At 53.9% G+C, this 22,858-nt stretch carries 21 protein-coding genes and 2 pseudogenes; 13 read left to right on the forward strand and 10 right to left on the reverse strand.

Annotated features, from left to right (window positions below):
* Positions 1–157: 157 nt before the first annotated feature.
* The gene (locus tag ABLV64_RS02485; protein ID WP_004202549.1) at positions 158–1,408 is read left to right on the forward strand and encodes a sensor domain-containing diguanylate cyclase; all 1,251 of its coding nucleotides are present in this window, start codon (positions 158–160) and stop codon (positions 1,406–1,408) included.
* 121 nt (positions 1,409–1,529) lie between these two features.
* Positions 1,530–2,471 carry a hypothetical protein gene (locus ABLV64_RS02490; protein ID WP_085846126.1) on the forward strand — a complete coding sequence of 314 codons (942 nt, stop codon included), beginning with the start codon at positions 1,530–1,532 and terminating at the stop codon, positions 2,469–2,471.
* A gap of 130 nt (positions 2,472–2,601) precedes the next feature.
* On the opposite strand, the gene guaD is transcribed toward ABLV64_RS02490, so the two are convergent.
* Together guaD and ABLV64_RS02500 are read right to left on the reverse strand one after the other, a co-directional pair.
* Positions 2,602–3,912 carry a guanine deaminase gene (gene guaD, locus ABLV64_RS02495; RefSeq protein WP_348842942.1) on the reverse strand — a complete coding sequence of 437 codons (1,311 nt, stop codon included), beginning with the start codon at positions 3,910–3,912 and terminating at the stop codon, positions 2,602–2,604.
* A 101-nt stretch (positions 3,913–4,013) separates the two neighbouring features.
* Positions 4,014–5,510, reverse strand: coding sequence for an NCS1 family nucleobase:cation symporter-1 (locus ABLV64_RS02500; protein ID WP_023318315.1), 1,497 nt, complete (start codon positions 5,508–5,510; stop codon positions 4,014–4,016).
* Between the two features lie 145 nt (positions 5,511–5,655).
* Here ABLV64_RS02500 and ABLV64_RS02505 point away from each other — a divergent pair, with 145 nt between their 5' ends.
* The 3 genes and pseudogenes from ABLV64_RS02505 to puuE all read left to right on the forward strand — a co-directional run bounded on the left by ABLV64_RS02505 (position 5,656) and on the right by puuE (position 8,060).
* Positions 5,656–6,372: a GntR family transcriptional regulator gene (locus ABLV64_RS02505; protein WP_002905523.1), complete on the forward strand. Its 717-nt coding sequence runs from the start codon at positions 5,656–5,658 to the stop codon at positions 6,370–6,372.
* Positions 6,372–7,243 (forward strand): annotated as a pseudogene (hpxA, locus tag ABLV64_RS02510) (allantoin racemase). Before ABLV64_RS02505 ends, hpxA begins: the two are co-directional and overlap by 1 nt.
* Entirely contained in the window at positions 7,161–8,060 is a 900-nt protein-coding gene (puuE, locus tag ABLV64_RS02515; protein WP_223171644.1) for an allantoinase PuuE, read from the forward strand. The pseudogene hpxA and the gene puuE overlap by 83 nt, the downstream one beginning before the upstream one ends.
* A gap of 100 nt (positions 8,061–8,160) precedes the next feature.
* Here the strand turns inward: puuE and ABLV64_RS02520 are convergent, their stop codons facing one another.
* Entirely contained in the window at positions 8,161–8,952 is a 792-nt protein-coding gene (locus ABLV64_RS02520; RefSeq protein WP_004202534.1) for a sulfite exporter TauE/SafE family protein, read from the reverse strand.
* 109 nt (positions 8,953–9,061) lie between these two features.
* Here ABLV64_RS02520 and ABLV64_RS02525 point away from each other — a divergent pair, with 109 nt between their 5' ends.
* The 4 genes and pseudogenes from ABLV64_RS02525 to ABLV64_RS02540 all read left to right on the forward strand — a co-directional run.
* Positions 9,062–9,829 (forward strand): helix-turn-helix transcriptional regulator, encoded by a 768-nt coding sequence (locus ABLV64_RS02525; RefSeq protein WP_080846732.1) that lies wholly within the window; start codon positions 9,062–9,064, stop codon positions 9,827–9,829.
* A 193-nt stretch (positions 9,830–10,022) separates the two neighbouring features.
* Positions 10,023–10,247, forward strand: a complete 225-nt coding sequence (locus ABLV64_RS02530) for a hypothetical protein (protein WP_049003894.1) — start codon at positions 10,023–10,025, stop codon at positions 10,245–10,247.
* A gap of 143 nt (positions 10,248–10,390) precedes the next feature.
* Positions 10,391–11,011 (forward strand): histidine phosphatase family protein, encoded by a 621-nt coding sequence (locus ABLV64_RS02535; RefSeq protein ID WP_004151880.1) that lies wholly within the window; start codon positions 10,391–10,393, stop codon positions 11,009–11,011.
* Positions 11,008–11,288, forward strand: a pseudogene (locus ABLV64_RS02540) (LysE family translocator); the annotation flags it as partial. The gene ABLV64_RS02535 and the pseudogene ABLV64_RS02540, both read left to right, overlap by 4 nt.
* 343 nt (positions 11,289–11,631) lie before the next feature.
* Here the strand turns inward: ABLV64_RS02540 and ABLV64_RS02545 are convergent.
* The 3 genes from ABLV64_RS02545 to ABLV64_RS02555 all read right to left on the reverse strand — a co-directional run bounded on the left by ABLV64_RS02545 (position 11,632) and on the right by ABLV64_RS02555 (position 15,146).
* Positions 11,632–12,975: an MFS transporter gene (locus ABLV64_RS02545; RefSeq protein ID WP_004202526.1), complete on the reverse strand. Its 1,344-nt coding sequence runs from the start codon at positions 12,973–12,975 to the stop codon at positions 11,632–11,634.
* An 85-nt stretch (positions 12,976–13,060) separates the two neighbouring features.
* Positions 13,061–13,906 (reverse strand): fumarylacetoacetate hydrolase family protein, encoded by an 846-nt coding sequence (locus ABLV64_RS02550; protein WP_004202524.1) that lies wholly within the window; start codon positions 13,904–13,906, stop codon positions 13,061–13,063.
* A gap of 76 nt (positions 13,907–13,982) precedes the next feature.
* Positions 13,983–15,146: a mandelate racemase/muconate lactonizing enzyme family protein gene (locus tag ABLV64_RS02555; protein WP_205608533.1), complete on the reverse strand. Its 1,164-nt coding sequence runs from the start codon at positions 15,144–15,146 to the stop codon at positions 13,983–13,985.
* A 182-nt stretch (positions 15,147–15,328) separates the two neighbouring features.
* On the opposite strand from ABLV64_RS02555, the gene ABLV64_RS02560 reads away from it, so the two are divergent.
* Entirely contained in the window at positions 15,329–16,255 is a 927-nt protein-coding gene (locus ABLV64_RS02560) for a LysR family transcriptional regulator (RefSeq protein ID WP_004202518.1), read from the forward strand.
* Between the two features lie 214 nt (positions 16,256–16,469).
* Here ABLV64_RS02560 and ABLV64_RS02565 read toward each other — a convergent pair whose 3' ends face one another.
* Positions 16,470–17,195: a type 1 glutamine amidotransferase gene (locus ABLV64_RS02565; protein WP_205608534.1), complete on the reverse strand. Its 726-nt coding sequence runs from the start codon at positions 17,193–17,195 to the stop codon at positions 16,470–16,472.
* Between the two features lie 92 nt (positions 17,196–17,287).
* Here ABLV64_RS02565 and ABLV64_RS02570 point away from each other — a divergent pair, with 92 nt between their 5' ends.
* Positions 17,288–18,088 carry a helix-turn-helix transcriptional regulator gene (locus tag ABLV64_RS02570; RefSeq protein WP_172970834.1) on the forward strand — a complete coding sequence of 267 codons (801 nt, stop codon included), beginning with the start codon at positions 17,288–17,290 and terminating at the stop codon, positions 18,086–18,088.
* Between the two features lie 461 nt (positions 18,089–18,549).
* Here the strand turns inward: ABLV64_RS02570 and ABLV64_RS02575 are convergent, their stop codons facing one another.
* The 3 genes from ABLV64_RS02575 to ABLV64_RS02585 form a co-directional block, all read right to left on the reverse strand.
* On the reverse strand, positions 18,550–19,449 hold the full coding sequence (locus tag ABLV64_RS02575; protein ID WP_074447399.1) for a hypothetical protein: 900 nt from the start codon (positions 19,447–19,449) through the stop codon (positions 18,550–18,552).
* Between the two features lie 203 nt (positions 19,450–19,652).
* Positions 19,653–20,009: an ASCH domain-containing protein gene (locus tag ABLV64_RS02580; protein WP_074194074.1), complete on the reverse strand. Its 357-nt coding sequence runs from the start codon at positions 20,007–20,009 to the stop codon at positions 19,653–19,655.
* Positions 20,010–20,260: 251 nt separating this feature from the next.
* Entirely contained in the window at positions 20,261–21,196 is a 936-nt protein-coding gene (locus ABLV64_RS02585) for a LysR family transcriptional regulator (RefSeq protein WP_002905496.1), read from the reverse strand.
* Between the two features lie 98 nt (positions 21,197–21,294).
* On the opposite strand from ABLV64_RS02585, the gene ABLV64_RS02590 reads away from it, so the two are divergent.
* Positions 21,295–21,729 carry a DMT family transporter gene (locus ABLV64_RS02590; protein WP_065904294.1) on the forward strand — a complete coding sequence of 145 codons (435 nt, stop codon included), beginning with the start codon at positions 21,295–21,297 and terminating at the stop codon, positions 21,727–21,729.
* 9 nt (positions 21,730–21,738) lie between these two features.
* Complete coding sequence (locus ABLV64_RS02595) at positions 21,739–22,230, forward strand: DMT family transporter (RefSeq protein ID WP_004205809.1); 492 nt, start codon at positions 21,739–21,741, stop codon at positions 22,228–22,230.
* Positions 22,231–22,858 lie beyond the last annotated feature (628 nt).

Genomic DNA, 22,858 nt, shown 5'->3' on the forward strand with positions numbered 1-22,858 from the left:
CGGATGGGCGTCGCTGGGCCTGTAACCGACTATACTTGCCGCGCACGCGCGTAATGACGTTTACTCGATGACTTTTTGCTATCACTTTATGCCAGCGTCAGGGCTGCACTGAATAATGTGCCGTTCCGCGCCGGGAGTGGGTCGGTTTGGGGCCTGTATGTTATTAAAAGAGCTGGCTGTTTTTGATGTATTAAGCACGCCGATCTGGGTAGTCCATCCTTTTACAGAGTGTGTGGTCTATGCCAATCAGGCTTCCCGGACGCTGAGCGGCGATATGTCGCTGAATGAGATGCGCAACGGTATCTATTCCACCTGCCCGGAAACGCAGCTGCAGCATTATCTGCGCTATCTCGACGCGATGACTGAGATATTTGAAGTCTGGACGCTGCAGACCGCCAAAGGGTTGCAGTCGGTATATTGTAAAACCACCCTGGTCGAGACCGAGGACTGCGGCCCCTTACTGTTATTTGAAGCGGTGAAGCTGCTCGCGCAAAATCAGTCGATTCATACCGGCTCCCGCCGCTACCAGCGGCGTAACAATGGTTTTTTTGCCCGTTTTTTTATGACCAATACCGCGCCAATGCTGTTGATCGATCCTCAGAAAGAGGGCCTGATTGTCGATGCCAATATTGCCGCACTGCGCTTTTATCATTATTCCGATGAGGAAATGCGCAATAAACATACCTGGCAAATTAATACCCTGGGCCGGGATGTGATCCCTATTATGAATAACATTGCCAATATGCCCGGCGGGCATAAGCCGCTTAATTTTACTCATATTCTGGCTGACGGCTCGCTGCGCCATGTTCAAACCTATGCCGGGCCGGTGGTGCTATATAATATTCGGCTGATGTTATGCATCATTCACGATATCACCGAAGAAGTGCTTCTGAAAAAAGAGCTGGAATTTTCCGCCGCCCACGATCCCTTAACCGGACTGCTCAATCGCCGCGAATTTTACCGGCTCGTCGATGCGCCGTCGTTTATCGGCCATGGTTTTTGTCTGCTGCTAATCGATATCGATCATTTCAAAAGTATTAATGATATTCACGGTCATCAAAAAGGCGATGAAGTCCTGTTGGTGATCTCCCGCATTCTGGAAACCTCGGTGGACCGCGAAGATAAGATATATCGCTGGGGAGGCGAGGAGTTTCTGCTCTTTTTGCCTCATTCGCCGATCGCCCGCGCGCTGATGGTGGCGGAGGCGATCCGTCAGGCGATCAGCGAATATCAGACGCTGTCGGTCACCGTCAGCATTGGCGTTGCCGAGCATCATGATGGCGAAGCGATTGATCAGCTGTTTTACCGCGTCGATAAAGCGCTGTATGCGGCGAAAAATGACGGACGCAACCGGGTAACGCGCTTGCCGTCGGAAAACGTAGCGGCCCATTCCGGGCGGTCAGAATAGAGGTGGCGCTATTTATCGCCGTCTGATGCGCAGGCAGACTCGCCGGCTATACTCAGGGGAGTCCTGCCTGCTGATTTGGGCGGTAATCTTGTTTGCCTGCGGCTGAGGTGGCATGCGACTCATGGTGCGTTTTCTCGTTGTCCTGTCGGTAGTTTTTCTTTCTGCGCCGGCGACGCTGGCGGCGAACGGTCACGCCATCAAGCAGCGTGCCGATGCTGTCCTGACCCTGATGAGCTATACCGTGGTCCCCGACGTGACCGCCAGCGATCTCAATATTGGCTCCGGGAGCAACGACAAACACAACCTGGCCATTACTCAGTTTGGCGGCGGGGCGACCCTGAGCGAGTCGTTTCCTCTCTATCTCGAAGGAACGATGGGCTACAGCCGTTACGACCCGCGTTTTGTGATCAGCAATGGCGAACAGACGCGGAATGTGCCCACCAAGTGGAACAGCCTGACCACCACCGGCGGCGTCGGCTGGGATTTTTCGCTGCACCGGGATCGCTTTGGCGGCAACCTGGTGCTGCGGCCGATCGTCAATGTGATGCTCGGCACCCTGGCCAGCGATGCGCGCCTCGGCAGCTGGGTAATTGAGCGAAAAACCAACGCCGATCTGCAGTTCCTCGACGGCGGTCGGTTCAATGCATGGGGGCTCGGCGGGGCGCTGATGCTGGATTATGAACGCTTCTCCGCCACCCAGGATATTGATGCCGAGCTGCGTTACTCCTATATGCAACTGCAAAGTTTCGGCAGCAGCGCCGAGGTGGTGCAGGGGGAGGCCAGCGCGGAGAATCTCGGTCTGTATCTGCGCCGCCGCGCGCCGATCGCTGACTGGACGCTGCTGGGCAATCCGCTGCGCTACGTGCTGGAGGGGGCGCATACTGCATATCTGGGCGAACAGCGAGGGGCGCTGGGCTTCTCCGGTTTAACGTCGCTGGGGATTGGCCTCGAGCTGGACAGCAGTAAATACCCGGTCTTTATCACCCGCACCCGGCTGGTGGCGCGCTATATGTTCGGCAATAACACCACGGGCTATGGCGTTGGACTGGCGATGAGTTTTTGAAGGCCATTAACCCAGCTGCCGCCGGCCAGCGCCTTCTTACCCCCGGGAGAGACCAGGGCGAAGGGGGTCCATAACCGTCCCCGCAGCCAGACGGTTTCCTCTCCCCCCAGTGTGAGGGCCAGGGTGAGGGTTAATCCTGACACCACACCCGCTCGCCGTTCACCCACGTCTCGCTGATATTACGCTCATCACCCAGGGTCATCAGTACGAACAGCTGCTCATAAATATCATGGCAGCGGCCCATCCGCAGACGCTGCAGCGGAGTGACCGCCGGGTCAATCACCACAAAGTCGGCCTCTTTGCCCGGCTGAAAATTGCCAATCTTCTCTTCCAGCCGCAGGGCGCGCGCGCCTCCGAGGGTGGCGTGATAGAAGGCCTCGCTGGCGCGCAGGCGATAGCTCTGCAATTGTCCTACCTTGTAGGCCTCGCCCAGCGTCCGCAGCATGCTGAAGGTGGTCCCGGCCCCGACATCGCTGCCGATACCCATCCGCACCTGGTGCTGCCAGCAGGCGGGCAGGCGAAACAACCCGCTGCCGAGAAACAGATTCGAGGTCGGACAGAAGGCGACTGCGGAACCGGTGTCATGCAGGCACTGCCACTCGGCATCATCAAGATGGATCCCGTGAGCAAATACACTGCGCTCGCCAGTGAGCTGATAGTGATGATAGACATCCAGATAGTGCGCATGCTCCGGCCACAGCTGTTTAACCCAGGCGATCTCCTCGCGGTTTTCACTGAGATGTGTCTGCAGCCAGGTGTCGGGAAACTCGGCCCGCAGGCGCTGCACCGCCTCCAGCAACGCCGGCGTCGAGGTGGGAGCAAAGCGCGGGGTAATGGCATACCCCAGCCTGCCACGCTGATGCCAGCTGCGGATCAGCCCCCGGGTCTGCTCGTAGCTCTCCCCGGCGGTTTCGCACAGGTAGTCGGGCACATGGCGATCCATCATCACTTTCCCGGCGATCAGGCGCATATTGAGGCGCAGCGCTTCGCTGAATAACGCCTCCACCGAGGCCGGATGCAGGGTACAAAACACCAGCGCGGTGGTGGTGCCATGGCTTATCAATTGATTTACAAAAAACTGCGCTATCTCCTGGGCATACTCCGCATCGGCAAACTGGCTCTCCACCGGGAAGGTGTAAGTGGTAAGCCACTCCAGCAGCTGTTCGCCAAAGGCGCCGATCATCTCGGTCTGCGGATAGTGGACGTGGGCATCGACGAACCCCGGCAACAGCAGTTTACCCCGCAGGTCAACATAGCCCTTCAGCGGATGCAGAAAGGCTTCACCCTCCTGCCATGGCAGCAGCGCGACAATTTTTCCGTCCTGCAAGAACAACAGGCCATCATCGAGATAGCGGGCCTGGGCGGCCACCTCATCCGGGGTCTCCGCCACGCCGGCGATATCAAAAAATGCACCGCGCACCGCGGTCTGGTAATCCATCATCGAACCTGCCTTCTCTTAACACTCTGGGAATAGTGATAAACAGCAAGATTGGTGCCAGTTTGCAGCCTGCCGCGGCCAGACGCCGCGGCAGAAGGGGAAGGTTACTCTTTTTGCGCCACCGCGCCGGAGCGGAAGGCGGCTTTCGCCTGCACTTCGCGCTCGTCGCGAGCCAGCCAGCGGTAGGTGGTCGCGCCGAGGAAGACGCCGATAAACCAGCTGAAGTTCGCCACTTCATGCAGGGCCGGAATAAAGCTGATAATCAGTCCCAGGCCCACCGACGGCAGCAGGGCGGCAATGGCTTTCGGGTTAAAGCCGTTGCGGTACCAGTATTTACCCTTCGGCGTATCGTCAAACAGGTCGTCCACCGACACCCGGCCGCGTTTGATCAGATAGAAGTCGGCGATCAGGATGCCAAACAGCGGGCCAATAAAGGCACCCAGCACGTCGAGGGTATAGTGGATCAGCTCCGGTGAGTTAAACAGGTTCCACGGCGTCAGGAGTATCGAGCCCACCGCAGCGATCATCCCGCCGGCGCGGAAGCTGATTTTCTGCGGCGCGCAGTTGGAAAAATCGAAGGCTGGCGAGACGAAGTTAGCCACGATATTGATGCCGATAGTGGCGGTGATCATGGTCAGCAGGCCGATGGCCACCGCCAGATCGTTGCCCACGCGGCTGACGGTTTCAATTGGGTCGGTGATCATTTTGCCGAACAGCGACTGGGTGCCGGAGACTATCACCACGGTGACCACCGAGAACAGCAGGAAGTTGAACGGCAGCCCCCAGCGGTTGCCGCGGCGGATCTCGCCCATGCTTTTGCCGTAGCGGGAAAAATCGCCGAAGTTAAGCAGCGGCCCGGAGAAGTAAGAGACGACCAGCGCCGTGGCGGTGATCATCTGCCAGGTCTGCTCGCCAGCGCTGAGGGATTTGCTGGCGAGGGTAAAGGAGATCCCATCCAGACCGGTCTTGTATACAATCCAGCCGGCCAGGGCCAACATCACCACATACACCGCCGGACCGGCGATATCGATAAAACGCTTGATGGCGTTCATGCCGTGCCAGAACACCATCGCCTGCAGCAGCCACATGGTGGCGAAGCAGAGCCAGCCAAGGGTCGACAGCCCGAGGAAACTGCTGCTGGTCAGCGCGGCAAGGGAGGGCCAGAACTTGAGCAGGACCAGCATCAGGGCGTTCGCCGCCAGATAGGTCTGAATACCGTACCAGGCGAAGGCGATCAGCCCGCGGATCACCGCCGGGATATTGGCGCCGAAGACACCGAACGCCTGACGGCAGATCACCGCGTACGGCACCCCGGCCATCTGGCTGGGCTTCGCCACCAGGTTAGCGCACAGCTGCACAATACAGATGCCCACCAGCAGGCAGAGCAAAACCTGCCAGCTGGCCAGCCCAAGCGTAAAAAAGCTTGCCGCCACCACGTAGCCGCCCATGCTGTGCACGTCCGACATCCAGAACGAAAAAATATTGTACCAGCTCCAGTTCTGGTCGCGTGTGGGCGCCAGATCGTCATTACATAGCCGCGGACTATAGCCGGCGGCCGCCTCGTGAGTCTTCGTCTGCTGCGTGTGGGATGAATGTGGCATGAAACCTGCTCCTCTGAATGAAAACCCTTTTGATATGGATTGCTGAGGCTATTGCAGGATCCAGGCCAGAATGATGAATCTTGTATACAAAAAATAAATTTTATGTATACGATCTGCTATCGATAAGTGAAACCGGAGTGGGTTAATGAATAATGAACATCGTCTCCAGGCCGCGCCAGCGCTGCAGGATAAGGACGAAAGCATTTACCAGGCGCTGATGACGGCTATCGTCGAACATCAGCTGCCGCCGGGCAGCAAACTGCCGGAAGAGGCGCTGGCGGAAGTGTTCGCCGTGAGCCGCACCGGCATCAGAAAAGTGCTGCAACGACTCGCCGCTGTGCAACTGGTCACATTAACGCCCAAACGTGGTGCACACGTCACCAGCCCGAGCGTGGAAGAGTCCCAGGCGATCTTTCGCACCCGGGCGCTGCTTGAGGTCGCGAATCTGCCCGATGTGATCGCGCGCTGTCAGCCGCCGCATCTGGCGGCGCTGGAGAACATTATTCAGCGTGAGCAGCAGGCTCATGAGGCGCACGACGGCCCGGCGGCCATCCGCCACTCCGCTGACTTTCACATTCAGCTGCAGGCTATCTCCGGCAACCCGGTGCTCACTGAGATGGTGACCCGCCTCAGCCAGCGCTCCTCGTTAGTGATTGCCGCCTGGGGCGCACCCTGGCGCCAGGGCTGTCGCTGCGACGATCACCAGCAGCTGGTCGGTTTGCTGCGGGATAAAGCCCTGCAGCCGCTCAGCGAGGCGCTGATGCACCATTTTGATCATATTGTCGCCAGCCTGTGCTTCGAGCGCGATGGCGTCAGCCTGCCCGATTTTTCCCGGCTGTTCGCCGGTCACAAGGAGTCGTGATGTCTTCTGTTTGTATACAAGTGATCAACCCCAACACCAGCCTGGCGATGACCGAAACGATAGGCGCCGCCGCGCGCGCGGTCGCCGCGCCGGGCACCGAGATCCTTGCGGTCTGTCCCCGCGCCGGCGTGCCGTCAATTGAGGGCCATTTTGACGAAGCCATCGCAGCGGTCGGTGTGCTGGAGCAGATCAAGGCCGGACGCGAGCAGGGGGTGGATGGACATGTGATCGCCTGCTTCGGCGACCCGGGGCTGCTGGCAGCGCGCGAACTGGCCCAGGGGCCGGTGATCGGCATTGCGGAAGCGGCGATGCATATGGCGACGATGGTCGCCACCCGTTTCTCCATTGTGACCACGCTGCCGCGCACGCTGATCATCGCCCGTCATTTACTGCACCAGTACGGATTTCATCAACACTGCGCGGCGCTGCACGCCATTGATTTGCCGGTGCTGGCGCTGGAAGACGGCAGCGGCCTGGCGCAGGAGAAAGTGCGCGAGCGCTGCATTCGCGCGCTGAAAGAGGATGGCTGCGGGGCGATAGTCCTTGGCTGCGGCGGGATGGCGACCCTGGCGCAGGAGCTGACCCGCGAGCTGCGGGTGCCGGTGATCGATGGCGTCAGCGCGGCGGTGAAGATGGTGGAGTCGCTGGTCGCGCTGGGGCTGGCGACCAGCAAGCACGGGGACTTAGCGTTCCCGGAGAAAAAGGCGTTAAGCGGGCAATTTCAGTCGTTAAATCCATTTTAAAAGGGGCAGAAGATGGTTGAGAACCAGGAACACTATCCTCGCGATCTGCGAGGTTATGCAGGGCAGCCGCCGCACGCGCGCTGGCCGGGCGGGGCGCGGATCGCGGTGCAGTTCGTCCTCAACTATGAGGAAGGCGCGGAGAATCACGTCCTGCATGGCGATGCGGGTTCGGAACAGTTCCTGTCAGATATCATCGGCGCCGCCAGCTATCCGGCGCGTCATATGTCGATGGACTCGCTCTATGAGTACGGCAGTCGGGCCGGGTTCTGGCGCATCCATCGCGAATTCAGCCAGCGAGGGCTGCCGCTGACGGTTTTCGGCGTGGCGATGGCGCTGGCGCGTCATCCGGAGATTGTGGCGGCGATCAAGGCGGCGGATTACGATGTGGTCAGCCACGGCTGGCGCTGGATCCACTATCAGCACATGGATATCGCCGAGGAGCGCGAGCATCTGCACAAAGCGGTGCAGGTGCTGACCGACCTGTTCGGCAAGCCGCCCACCGGCTGGTATACCGGCCGCGACAGTCCCAACACCCGCCAGCTGGTGGTGGAGCACGGCGGCTTTGACTATGACAGTGATTATTACGGTGATGATTTACCCTTCTGGAGCGAAGTGGCCTGCAGCGACGGCAGCCGCCGACCGCACCTGATCGTGCCTTATACCCTCGACGCCAACGACATGCGCTTTGCCACCGCCCAGGGGTTCAACACCGCGGAGCAGTTTTATACCTATCTGAAAGACAGCTTTGACGTACTGTACGCCGAGGGAGAAACCGCGCCGAAGATGATGTCCGTGGGGATGCACTGCCGGCTGCTTGGGCGTCCGGGGCGTTTCCGCGCGCTGCAGCGATTCCTCGACTATATCCAGCAGCACGACAAGGTGTGGGTCTGCACCCGGCAGCAGATCGCCGACCACTGGCGCGAGGTTCATCCGTATCGCGGGTAGCCTGCTGCCCCTTTTCCTGGCCCTCTCCCCGGGGAGAGGGCATCACCCGATCGCGACTCTTGCACCGATAAACCCTGAAAGACGCCGTGATGAATCGTGATTATTGAATCAGCATGGCGAGGAGTACCAGGAACAGTAGCAGGACATAGATGCGTGCATACCATACATCCGGTACCGCAGGGATAGCCCGGCGGCTAAACGCTATCCCGGCCCAGCCGGTCAGGACGAGCAGGCCTAGAATTTTCAGGCTGATAAAACCCAGAAATCCGCTCAAAGGAATGGTGTGCCAGCCAATGATGGCATAGGTCACAGCGCCGCATAGCGCCACGGGCAAAGAAAGCGGGTTGGATGCGCTAACGCACTCCTGCATCGCATACCCGTGTCGCCGTAGCAGGGGCACCGTCATGACGCTGCCGCCCACGCCCAGCAATGCGGCAATCGTACCGATAACCACACCGCCGCCGGTCACCATTGGCAGTGACAGCCGACGCCGAGCGCTGCCCGTGAAAAATCCCTTGCGCAACAAACAATCGCTGATGGTTGCCAGCATATAGAGAATAAACAGCGCGCGAACGATATTCTCGCTAAATATCCCCGCCAGACAGGAGCCTGCTACTGCCCCAATGGCAATAAACCATATCAACGGAAACAGCGTCTGTGCGGCAAGCTTGCCCGCCCGCCAGTTACGATAGCTGATCCAGCCGGCGTTAAATATCATCACCGCCGTTGAGGTAGCCACCGCGACGTGCATAGCGTTTTCCGTGAGTTCCGGCTGGCGGAGCATCAGTTGATAGACAAAGGGCACCACCACAAAGCCGCCCCCGAAGCCGAACAGCACCGTGGTAATACCGGTAGTAAAGCCTGCCAGTGCAATAATAACGATATCATTCAACAGAATATCCCCGCCCTGAAAATGAGCGAGCAGCTTATACCGGTCGCGTACAACTTCCCATTTGCACAGCGCTCAATTACCTTTGTAAATCGGTCAAAGGGAGACAGGTGTGCGCAACGTAAAAATTGACGAGGTCGATCGGCTCGATCGCGAAGTGGTGGCGTTAGGTAATGACTATGCGCAAGGGTTTATCCTGCCCCCGCACCAGCATCGCCGCGCACAGCTGCTGTATGGCGCGACCGGACTGATGTATGTCACTACGCAGGACGGAGAATGGGTGGTTCCTCCGCAACACGCTGTCTGGATCCCCCCTGAAACCGTGCACGCCGTCAGATTTGCGGGGGTGACCACGCGCAGCTTGTATATTGAGCCAGATTGTGTGGCCGCTTGCATTAAACACCGGCGTTGCGAAGTGATCAGCGTCTCGCCGCTGTTGCGCCAGCTACTTCTGGAGGCTGTAGATTTACCACCGTTGTACGACAGCCCACGCGATCGCATGCTGATACAGTTGATGTTGCTGGAACTGGCCGCCATGCCGGTCCGCGAATTTGATATTCCGTTGCCGCAGCATCCGGCGCTGCTGGCGCTTTGTCAGGCTTTTTTGCTTAACCCCACTATCCATGAGCCTGCGGCGCGCTGGGCCGGGGCGCTGTTTATGAGTCCTAGTACCTTTCGTCGCCATTTCCTGAAGCAGCTGGGCCTGTCATTTTCCGCCTGGCGACAGCGAGCCTGCGTGGTGAGCGCCCTGGCATGGTTGATAGCAGGGAAACCGGTGAACGAAGTGGCCTTATCCCTTGGATACGACAATGCGTCCTCTTTCGCCACCATGTTCCGCCGCGTGACCGGGCAACCGCCGTCGTTTTATCATCCAGCCTGATGCTCAGGGGAAGGGGGCTCCCGGCAGCATGTGTCGGCAATGAATGTCACTTTCATGGCGTTGCTATGCATTAACGCAGCCATAAGACAGACACCTGGCTTGCGTCTTCAGGTACCCCAACATTTAGTGGTGGCTACCTCGATGCGGTTTATCTATTCTGCCTGTAACCATGAGAAGACCGGAATCTCTCTTTGTGAACCATCTAATCTTTGAAAAAGTCATCATCATCTTCATTCTCGTCCTGTGGGTATTCGATACATTCAGAACCAGGAAAAGAAAACGTTTTGATCCTGCCATTGAAGCGGCTGATGCCAGAGAACGTTATCAATGGCGTTATTTCAGATGGGGTTTTCGGATCATACAGGTGGTAGCGGGAGTGTATATCGTCGTGCAGCTGATTCAGGTTTTACTGAGATAGAGGCCGCCGGCAGGGGCTACTGAACATAATCCGTGTCAGCGACACGTGTTCCTGTTTTTCGTTGAGAGCTGAGAACTTGCCAGCATATAAACGGGGTGTTTTTAGTTTGTAACATTTTAAACAACAGCATATGTGACCCTTCAATGATGCAAGTAATACTGGTTCGACACGCGGAAACAGAGTGGAATGTAAAAGGTATTATTCAGGGACACAGTGATAGCGCCTTGACGCTTCGTGGGGAGCGTCAAACAGCAGCCTTGCTGGCAGCGTTTGTAGCGAGTGATTACCGGGTAGAATGTGTTTACGCTTCTCCGCTTGGCCGGGCCTGGCAAATGGGACAGCGCCTGGCGGAGAGTTTTCATTGTTCACTGATAGCTGAACCAGCTCTGAAAGAACAGGCTTTTGGTCAGTTTGAAGGTATGACAACCATAGAGCTCCTGCAGAATAATCCAGACGCCGCAGAAGCGTTATTCAACCTTGATGCAGAGTATTGTCCGCCAGAGGGTGAGTCTCTCTCACATGCTTCGCAGCGAATTATGCATTTTTTAACCAATCTGGAAAAAAAACGTCATCATCGAACAATATGTATTGTGTCTCACGGACAGGTCATTCAGGGTGTGCTTGCGATGCTAAAAAGTGGTGCTGTGGATGATTTTCACCGGTATGCACAACCCAACGCGAGTTACTCCGTGTTCGAACTGATTAATGGAAGATGTACCGCCCTAAAATGGGGGATCGCGACGCATTTACGTCACCTGGATTAAACAGTCTGACTTACCCCAGATTCCTGCTGTTCATGTTTGCTGTTCTTCCTCAGCTTGTCGTTCCCGTCGCGGGTCCTGTCTGGTTGCAATTGCTTGTTCTGGGGAGTATTCAAAAGCGGGCTGGAATGGTTTCCCTGGGTTCAGTCGCGATGGCATCAAGGACGTTTGGAAACGGCTCTTAACACCCGGGCGATATCAAATGGCAGGAACGGTGTACAGGCGTTGTCATCCGCATGATGTTTAGCGGGCCGGCATAGTATCGACATCAGCCCGTTAAGGTATACACAACCTGTAAACCCGCTGTCCGCTTCTCGTTCAGACTTGGAACTTAACCTCAGTTGGTTCGTCCGCTCTGTGCCAGAAGCGGACGTTGCATAACATCAGTTATACCCAGGGTATCAGGCACACTCTATTACCGGAATGGATTCAATCTTGCGTAAAGTTCATTCATTATGCGTAATTGATTCTGATCTGCTCTTCCCGCCTGAGTACGAGCCCGGCGCCTGTATATGCCGCCAGAGATTCTCTGATATATAACCTCACATCGCACTCCTGATTAATAAACGTCAGTGATTATAAAAATGTCTGCCTGCCCCTTAGGCAGGGGCAGGTTCTGCATTCTATTCCCGCGCGGAAATCGTCCTGCGGGAAGTAACCCGGAATGCCTGCCTGATGTCCCAGACGCTTTCCTCACGTCCCACGGCCAGGGCAAACAGTACTCCCCCCACGATTGAGAACAGACCCAGTACGCTCCATGCGAGCGTCATGTCAGTACCGCCCCCCAGGTGCTTCAGGTAGCCGGCAACAAGCGGTCCGCCAAACTGACCAATAAAGTTGCTGCATGCACCTACAAATGCCACCGCAGGGACCGCTTTCTTTGTCGGGAGGATTTCCGTCAACCGGACGTAAACCAACGGCACAAGCATCTTCATTGTCAGGCCGACAAACATGAACAGGGCTATCTGCACCCAGTAGTAAGACAGCGGAACAAAAGCCGCGGCTGACAACGCGATACCGCACAACACGGTGGGAATAGCGGCATGCAGCCGCCGTTCCTGGTTGTATTTATCTGACCGCCGGGTGATATACCAGATGCCCACCATGGTCATCAGGAAAGGCATTCCGCTGATTAGACCGACTATGAATTCACTGAGCGTTCCATACCCCTTAAGTGCCGTCGGCAGCCAGAGCGTAAAGCCGTATGCCAGCATGCTGTGCAGGGAATAGCCGATTAACATCAGCCAGAGTGCCGGTATTTTGATAATGGTCCACCAGGGGTCAGATTTCTCCTTCACATAGTTTGACTGCTCAGCCGCAAGGTCTTTCTGGATATGATCCCGGTCCTCGGCGCTGAGCCAGCTCGCAGCCTGAATACTTTTAGGTACCAGATAAAACCAGATGATGCAGAACAGCCACGCGGGTGCCCCCTCAATGACCATCATCATGCGCCAGTCATGATGTGCCAGGATCCAGCCCGATATTGGACCGGCCAGAAACGCACCGGCCCCCAGGCTGAGGTTCCAGATACCAAATGCGCGTCCCCTTTCTGGCTTCATAAACCATTGTGCCAGAAACATCGCCGTTGCTGCCTGAATCGGCCCTTCAGCAAGTCCCAAGAAGAAACGGATGGCAACCAGTTCACCAAAGTTACGCGTCAGACCCGTGAGCATGGCGCAGGCACCAAAAAGAAACAGGCTGACGCCAATTATTCTTCGCGATCCAAAGCGAAGCGCCAGCCAGCCAGCGGTAAACTGCGTCGCCACGTAGCCCCATGCAAATGCACCGCCAAGCCAGCCAGCTTCTACCGGGCTGAGCCCCATCTCGGCCGTAATATGGGGCAGCGCCATGCCTATATTCACCCGGTCGAAGAAAGAAATGGTATACATGATAAACACTGCAGGGAGTATTATTGTCCAGCGTTTTTTCCCGATAAGCGCATTACCTTTAAGAGCATTATCACTCATGATAACTTCCTCATTTAGAGCAGATGTAGGGGAGGAAATGCTGATTTCAGGTCCTTTTAAATATCAGTCAGATAAAATATTTTTATTATTTTGAAGCAGCAACGACGTAATTAGTCAGGCGACCAACTGACTCAATTTCGACTTCAATAACATCGCCGTCATTAAGAAATACCTGCGGATTACGTGAACGACCAACACCGCCTGGTGAGCCCGTCAAAATAACATCACCCGGGGATAGCTGTGTAAAGGTACTCATATAACTGATAATTTTGCTTATTGGATGAACCATATTAGCTGTACTGTCCTGCTGAACAATTTCACCATTAAGCCAGGTTTTTAGCTGAAGCTTTTGCGGATCGGGGACCTCATCACACGTAACCAGCCAGGGACCGAACCCACCTGTTTTGCTCCAATTTTTGCCGGCAGTGAACCAGGTATGCTGCCAGTCACGCACGGAGCCATCCATATAGCAGGAATAGCCCGCTATGTATTCTGCAGCGTCCTGCTCAGCGATGTTTATGCCGGATTTTCCGATTATGATTACAAGCTCACCCTCATAATCGAGCTGATCGCTCAGCGCAGGCTTCACGATGTTGCCCAGATGAGCGGTCTGAGAATCTGAGAACCGGATGAATATGGTAGGCGCATCCGAAGTAATACTAAACTCAGTGCGTTTGGCCTGATAATTCATGCCGACGCAAAGTATTTTGCCCGGATTATCAATAACAGGAAGGAAGGTAATATCAGAAAGCTGATAATCCGGCTCATAGCTGATATATCCGTCAGCTGCTGCGATCCCTTTTTCTCTGATAAAACTTTTCAAATCGGGAGTATCAATATCTGTCCGGCTTCTCAGGTCAATAACTCCCTCACCCTGTAAAATACCGTAACTTTTATATCCATCAGGCGTCAGATAACTTAAAAGCTTCATACATTTTTCCCGCTACGCCCTTCCGCATCGCAGAAGGGCGTTATTAAATTAAGCAAGACGAGATGTCAGCAGAGACTTATACAGCCAGCGCGCGCATTTCTTTGATAAGGTCTGATTTACCCTCAAAACCGATACCCGGCAGTTCCGGCATGATGATATGGCCATCTTCCACCTTCACCGAGTCAGGGAAACCGCCGTAAGGCTGGAACAGATCGGGATAGCTTTCATTGCCACCAAGGCCAAGGCCTGCGGCAATGTTCAGGGACATCTGGTGACCCCCATGAGGGACGCAGCGTGACGGTGACCAGCCAAATTGCTCAAGCACATCAAGCGTGCGCAGATATTCAACCAGACCATAAGAGAGTGCGCAGTCAAACTGCAGATAGTCTCGATCCGGGCGCATGCCGCCATAGCGCAGCAGATTTCGCGCATCCTGATGGGAGAAAAGGTTTTCACCCGTGGCCATTGAGCCGGGATAGAACTCTGACAGCGCGGCCTGCAGGGAGTAATCCAGTGGGTCACCGACCTCTTCGTACCAGAACAGCGGGTAGTCACGCAGCATTTTCGCATAGGCAATACCGGTTTCCAGATTGAAGCGGCCATTGGCGTCAACGGCGAGACGCGCTTCGCTGCCAATTTCCTCCAGGACGGCCTCAATACGGCGACGGTCCTCTTCCAGAGACGCTCCACCGATTTTCATCTTCACAACGTTATAGCCGCGATTAAGATAACCGCGCATCTCCTGACGCAGCGCGCTCAGATCTTTACCCGGGTAATAGTAACCGCCCGCCGCGTAGACAAAAACACGCGGGTTAGCCTCAACGCCCTTCATTTCTGCCAGCAGGCGGAACAGCGGCTTGTTAGCAATTTTTGCGGTTGCATCCCAGATGGCCATGTCCAGCGTACCTACCGCAACTGAACGTTCGCCGTGACCGCCCGGTTTTTCGTTGCTCATCATGACGTCCCAGATCTTATGCGGATCCAGATTGTCGCCTTTGGCATTCAGCAGGCTTTCTGGTTCGGCTTCGAGGATACGGTTGCGGAAGCGTTCACGGATCAGGCCGCCCTGACCGTAACGGCCGTTAGAGTTGAAGCCGTATCCCACTACGCGACGTCCGTCTACCTCAACGTCTGTCACAACGGCAACCAGGCTGGCCGTCATCTTGCTGAAATCGATGTAAGCATTACGGATAGGGGAAGCAATAGGCTTGGTAATTTCTACAACGTCAAGGATACGCATGTTCTCTCCGGCAGTTTCCAGTCAAATACGATCTAACTAAATTACCTACGCTATATTTTATGTCATGCCGTATATTTATCGGCATAATGCACTAACGTAGTGTTCAGGGACCTTGTTGTCCTGTCTGATACCATCCTAAGCAGTTAACAAATTTCGTTCTAATGCCAAAGAGGCAGGCTGTAATGCAAAATCGGCATCACTTGGAGTTAACTTGGCTTGAGGACTGTGTTGCGCTGGCACAGTCCCTGAATTTCTCCCGTGCGGCAGCTTCACGATATGTGACGCAGCCAGCATTCAGCCGGAGGATTGTCTCGCTGGAAGAGTGGCTTGGAACGCCGCTTTTTGAAAGAAATCGTCGGGGCGTCAGCCTGACGCGCGCCGGGGAAGTATTCGTTACGCAGATCCCTGAACTTATTCGCGCACTTTATACCTTGAGAAGTGAATCTATAGAGGCCGCAGGAGAAACCAGACCGGATGTTATTTTTTCCGCCACGCACTCTCTGTCATTTTCTTTTTTCCCGGCACTGATGCGTAATAACGAAAAAATCGCCCGCTTCGGTTCTTTTCGCCTGTTATCTGACACACTGAGTGCCTGTGAACGCATGATCGACAAAGGTGACGCGCAGTTTTTGCTTTGTTACTACCACCCTCATATGCGCATCAATCTTGAACAGTCGAAATACTTCAGTGTTCGGCTCGGGCGGGAAACATTATTGCCTTATTCCAGATGCGATCCGGCAACCCGCGAGCCAATGTGGTATGCATCGGGCGGCAAAAAGTTTCCTTTTCTGTCCTATTCGGCTGAATCCGGCCTTGGCCGGATCCTTTCCAACACCTCGCAGGTCAACCGTGCCAGACGCGGAATGGAAATCGCATTCACTGCCGATCTGGCTGCAACATTACTGGCCATGGTCAGGGCCGGTGACGGCATCGCATGGTTGCCGGAAACGCTGGCAGCGCCGGATGTTGATGCCGGTTCCATTGCCGTTGCGGCGAAGAAAGAGAGCGCGCTCTGGGTACCCATAGACATCAGGCTTTTCCGCCCAGCAGCAAAGATGTCCCGCGCTGTAGAAGAGTTGTGGGAAATTTTCGTAGAGGACCAGATCTGACAATCGGAAAATATTCACGCATTTCTTACTGCACCATCATAAGAAAAAAGTGAGAGAACATGAAGCCCATAAGACGTGGCATTGCATGCAGAGCTAGCACTATCCGATGGCCGCTTTTCGCTCATAGCGGACCTTCAACTCAGGTAGCTTGTCTGCTCTGTGCCAGGAGCGGAGACTAAAATCAAAACCGATGACAAACTTACCGAGCATGACATTATGCTTGCGCTGCTTTGTAACGTGCTTCCAGCTTATTCAAAAAGCCAAAAAGTACTTGATTCATTTCACTGTAATCGTGCGCCCGGAGCGCTTCAGGCGTGTCAACGAAACGATATTCTGCTGCACGGCTCAGGTCTTTCTCAGAATGAGCGATCAGCCGCTCTACAACGTCCAATGTGAGCTCCATGTGGCACTGGAAACCAAAGACGCGGTCTGAATAGGCAACGATCTGCCGCGGACAGCCTTCGCTGTAAGCAATAATTTTGGCCTCTGGCGTCAAACCCGGCATATCGTTATGCCAGTGACCCACTGCCAGTGTTTTCCCAAAGTTAGAGAACATCTCATCCTTCCTGCCGTCTTCGGTCAATGTAATCGGGAATTTACCAATCTCTTTTTCCGGGCTATGAGAGAAGGGCGCGCCCAGCGCTTCACCGATTAGCTGTGAACCCAGGCAAATACCGATCACCGCCTTACCGGTTTTAACCGCGGAAGCAATCAGCGCCTGTTCCGCTTTAGCATTAAAGTGCGGGCACGCTTCAAGCGTTGTGTTCGGATCTTGCGGACCGCCCATAACGATAAGAAAATCGATGCCTACGGCGTCAGCAGGTAGCCGATCGCCTGCATAGACGCGTGAGTAAGTTACATCATGACCCTGGTTTATTGCCCAGGTTTCATATGCGCCCGGGGATTCAAAACTTTCATGTACGATAAAGTGTACACGCATGAGGTTAAGCTCCTGTAATATCTTTGATGATCAGAATGATAAGTCACGCACCCATTGCCTAAGGCTCTTCTACGGGTGGTTCCAGTTTCGATATGATAATGGCAGGGGCTAAATCTGAAATGCCAGGTAGTATAGATAAAGCGCCAAGACATGATGAGGCCACAGGCTGGTCCAGTACTGCGATAAGCTATCAGCGCGGCGAGGCAGATCCTCCCCATCATCATGTTGAGGGGCAGCTACTCTTCGCCACCAGAGGGGTTATGCTGGTGCAAACAGAGAGCGACCGGTGGGTGATCCCTCCTCAGCGGGCATTATGGCTACCGCCTTTGCATATCCATAGTTATCATCTGATTTCACAAACCGATCTGAGGGCGATCTATTTCAGCAGTAGCCTTATCGCAGAATGTACGAGCTTTACGAAGAGTCAGCAGGTGCATGTGATCACGGCTACGCCGTTAGTCAAAGAACTTATCGCTGGGCTGTTCAGTGAGGACTACGCCAGACCGAGTCAACGGAAGATAGCTTTGTTGCTTCTGGAAATTCTCAGCGAGGCTCCACCTTTAACGATGGCGCTTCCCATGCCGAATGATGAGCGATTATACAGCGCGGCCAGATCGCTACTGGTCACTCAGCGCTGGGAAGCATCGCTGAGCGAGCTGGCTTTTATGTCGGCCATGTCGGAACGGACCTTTTCCCGCTTGTTTATGAAGGATACAGGCTTTAGTTTTAGAACATGGAAGCAGAGAGCCAGAATTTGCGCTTCGTTGGATCTTCTTGCGAACGGCGTTCCAATCAAACAGGTCGCTTACCAGCTTGGTTTCTCATGCCCGGCGGCCTTTACCGCTGCTTTTCGCTGCATTTTGGGGGCAACGCCGCGCGATTATGTGCCTTAAACCGGGAAACCCTCAAAGCGGTCTTTGAGACTGTCATGGGCATATTACCAGACGCAGAAACCCTGCGAGGGTAGGCGTATCCCGCCTTTGCTGTTGAGAAAGGTAGTTTAATTTGCACCCGACACACTCTCATTGATTAAAGCACGGAGTGGAGATTACTGCGGTCCACAGTTCTGACAAACCGTGAAAGAGAAGGCCTGCGTCAAGAAAAAAGGTGTCGCGATACGTTATGAAATTACCTTATGACAGACCTTGCGGTGATTTACGGCACCGGGTGGATTCCGGACGCTGTGAACCGACTCATTGCTACGAAGCCTGATTCTGCTGTACCTCAGGCCATATGATAGCCTGCACAACAATCACATACCGCCCATTAGTGCGTCCAGGGGAGTACACCCGGGCCCTTGACGTCCCCTGTGTGCCAAAAGCGGAAGTAGGCTGAAGATAAATTAGCATTGCTGTTAGCCGTGGGTTCTGCAGATGGGTAGAAATTGATAACTTAGGATGCAAGTTCGTCCCGCTCTTTCTGCAGTTTTCATCGAGGGGATATTCTCCGGAATAATTGTGCCCATATACAAAGATAGTTCAGAATCGGAATGAGTTAATAATCGGTACAGCAGGCGTTGCGCTCGGGCTGACAATGATCGACCACGAAAAGCAGGAAGTATTACTTTGTCAGTAATACGATATCCTCTCAGAAAAGCGATGTTTCCTTTCTGGCATATTAGCAACCCGGCGCGAACGTCGTTTTCATAGATAATATATACTTCTCTCTCAGAAATATGGTCACACAACTCTTTGTCATCAACTGCTACCAAATTGTTTGCAGAAAGTTCGCGAACTGTCTGCCATGTATGCTTATAGGCATCGCCCAGAGCCTGACAACACCAGTCAAAATCTTCGTATGTCGCCACTTGCAAAGTAAGAGATTTATCATTGAATTCAGGGGGTTCAGAAAAAGAGGTGGCGTATATATACTGGTCGGGAATACCCTGTGGGAAGGACTGGCCGGGTACAAGAATGCGGACATACTGAGCTCTGAGTTGTGACCATTCCTTACTAATGAGTTCTAATGCAGTATGATTTAGGTCAGAATCCATACCTACAATATCAATAAAAGGTTTGTTAATATTTCCGCCCTGATAACGGGGGCCAGTAAGAAATTGCTTTCCATCAATTTTGAGTTTTCGTTGTAAAAAATATTCCTGACATAATCCAGTTTCTCTCCAGGGAAATCGCGCCGAGAAACTTCTGTCTGTACACCTCGATTCCTGCTCTGACAACCATTGTTTTAGCCATGAACGTAGGGTAAATTCAGGCACAGGTAGCCTGGCATATTGAGATAGCATGTAAGATAGCATAAAAAATATTTCGCCCTTGGATGTAAAAATGTTCTTTATAAACAAATCAGAATAGCTCTACTCTCATTTTATTACCAATTATAGCTGGCACGTCCGCTCCTTGCTCAATGCGGACCTTTAGCTCGATAGCTTGTCCGCTCCGCGCCAGAAGCGAACAGTGTTATCAGTGGCGATTGATAAAACGTCAGCCCGTAAACCTTGTCTCACAGCACCTCAACCACTTCAAATTCTTCTGCGATCAACTCCATATCCTCAGAAAAATGACCTTCGGAGCTGAAAAATCTCTGATGCTCTTTCTTCCAGTATTCAAGGCTTAAATCGCCTTCACCTTCTTTGCGGGCGAATGCTTCAGTCACATCACAAAAACGAACCAGCTGCATCGAAATCAGTCTGATCACGCAAACTGGAACATTCTGGCCATCAAGAATAATGTTATAACTCCCTATCCTCGGGGCAGCTTTTTCCTGCTGGTAAGAGGCAAAAGATCCGCAAGAGGCCGTTTTTATCCCTTTTTTGATCAGGTCAGCAAGCTCGTTAGCCAGCTCCGGACTGTCACCCATTTGCCAGGCATCTGCGCCGGGATACTTCTTTTTTATTTCCTCAACCTCAACCATGAAAATCCCTTCGTTATCGTCAATGAAAAGAAATGGCATACCTTTTTAACATGAGCGGTCCCAACATTATCAGCGATATCTTTCTTTAGATAGTGTGGTCCGTTTTTCGCTCAAAACGGACCTTAAGGGCATTGAACGCGTTTGCTCTGCGCCAGAAACGGCAGTTAACTTCAAGACGAACCATAAAGTCGCCTGTCTTATTCAGACTGCCAGTAAAGCGGTGAACCGAACGCGTCGATGTAGTAATCGATAATCGCCCGCACGTTCAGCGGAGGGTGGCGGGCATTCGGATAGATTGCCGCGATATGCTGTGGCTCCGTTTTTATGGACCTATCCAGCTCCGGCAGCAGTTCGATAAGTTCGCCGCTCTTTAGCCGGTCTCCAATCAGCCAGTCAGGAAACAGCACAATCCCCATCCCTCCGAGTGCGGCAATCAGCAGGGTTTCAGCATTATTCGATGACATCAGGGGTGAGACAGGGTAGTGCACCCATTCCTCACCGTGCCGGCGCAGCAGCCATTGGTTTGGTCCTGACGAACCGCGGTAGACCAGGCATTTATGCCGGGCGAGCTCTTCGGGCGATCCCAGCATGCCGTGCCGGCGGATATAATCCGGTGACGCGGCAAGATGATAGCACTGCTGGCCAAACACGCGCGCATGAAATGCGGAATCCGTCAGTACGCCAATCCGGAAAATCACGTCAGCCGGCTCACGGTGCGGATCGATGTAATCATCAGTCAGCGTAAGCTCAATGCTGAGCTTCGGATATCGCTCCGTCAGGCCCGGTAACGCGGGTGCGACATGGCGCTGTCCAAAGAATACGGGTGCGTTTATGCGGACCATTCCGGAAGGCTCAAGCGTTCTCTCGTTGAGTTCCCGCCGCGCCTCCTCCATGCTGCCAGTCATCGCTCGCGCATAGCGGATAAAAAGATGGCCGCTTTCCGTCGGGATTATCGCCCGGGTATTGCGGTAAAAAAGCTGCTGGCCGAGCACATCCTCCATCTGATGGATGACCCGCGATACCTGAGAGGCCGATATCCCTTCCCGCCGGGCCACCACAGAGAAATTCTGCGTCTCATAGACGTCTATAAAAATCAGCAGAGCGCGAATACTGATGTTCCCAAGCTCATTCATTAATGCATATCCTGCACAGGTGTTTATCTCATTATGGCATTTTTCTCATCCATATTAAGCCGTAATCTCCTCCGCCTGGACTACTGGAGATGATTGCTATGCAGCTAATATTGATTTTTATCGTCATTGCCGGGGGCATGGGACTGTCCATAGAGGCAGGATTGCTCGGACCATTGGGTGGGGAGGTCGGTGACCTCTGGGCGACCTTCAGCATATTCGGCGTGGGCGCGGCGCTGACCTTTCTGCTGATGCTTTTTTTCAGCCCGCGCAACAGCCCGTCGTTATTTGCGCAACCAGCGTGGCAGCTGCTTGGCGGCGTGCTTGGCCCGATTTACGTCATCATTCTGACCGTGGTAACGCCGGCAATCGGCATTGCCATGACGATGATCGGCATCCTGGCAGGCCAGGTGTTCAAGAGCCTGATTATTGATCACTTCGGCCTGCTCGGTACGTCGCGCCGAAAAATTGACAGTAAACGTATCATTGCGCTGATTTTCATCATTGCAGCGCTGGTTATGGTTGCACAGGGGTAAAGTAACATTATGACTATTATCATGATTCTGCTCGCCGTCGCCGGTGGCGCCATGCTGAGTATCCAGGCGGCTATCAATGGCCAGCTGGGCAGCAAGGTCGGCGTATTTAAAAGCGCGTTCCTGACATTTTCTGTCGGCGCCCTGGTGACGGGGCTGCTGATCTTCTTCTTCGAACCCAAACACCCCCTGACGCTGATGGACGTGCCTAAATGGCAGCTGCTGGGCGCAATGTTTGGCGTACCGTATATCGTCATTATGGTACTGGCCGTCCAGCGTATTGGCGCGGCAGTGGCTACGGTCGCTGTCATTTTTGGCCAGTTAACCATGAGCATGCTGATCGATAACTTCGGCTGGCTGGGCAATGCGTCGATTCCATTCTCGCTGAGCCGAATCGGCGCCATTGTCTGCCTGGGTATCGCGCTGTTCTTCATTTACTCCAGCAGTAAGTCAAACGCCGCCACGGGGAAAATCCCCCGGCAGCAGGAAAACGCTAACACATAAGCCCAGGCAGTTCAGATGATCTCTCTGAAGAGTGCCAGAAATATCCTGACACTCTTCAGGTGTTACACAGCGATGCCATGGGCATATTACAGGGACAGAAACCCGGTGCGGGTAGGGTTTATCCCGCTTTTGCTGTTGAGAAACGTCGTATAATTTGCATCCGACACGGTTTAAATTTGTAAGACATGTCACATTTTAAAAAAAATTCAAAGTAAGCTATTGTAAAACCTTCCGACAAAATATTTAAATACACAGGCAGAACGACAGGCGTGTAACTGGTAAAACAGGCAAGACCTGAGATGAGCGATGAATTTAGACCTATTCATTGTTCATCTCAGGTCTTTTTTTTGCTTCTGGGGTAGAAAATGGACTACAAAAAAAAGGCGCAGAAAATACGTAAATTGAACAGCGGGGCAAGCAATTTTGAACATATTGAACATGGTTCTACCCGACAACGGCTTAGCTTAAATGAAGAAAAACGCTGCTCCGGATAATCCAAATAGCGTCAAGCTTACTTTTATCGGGCAGGGCGGTCATTTGGGTTCATTTGTAAAAACAGAACTGTTGTGACGAGATAAGGCAAGAGAAGTCTCCGTTCACGTTGCGAATCGGCACAGTTAAAGGAGCG

It is taken from the genome of Klebsiella sp. JB_Kp031 (assembly GCF_040064295.1).
GTDB lineage: Bacteria > Pseudomonadota > Gammaproteobacteria > Enterobacterales > Enterobacteriaceae > Klebsiella > Klebsiella quasipneumoniae.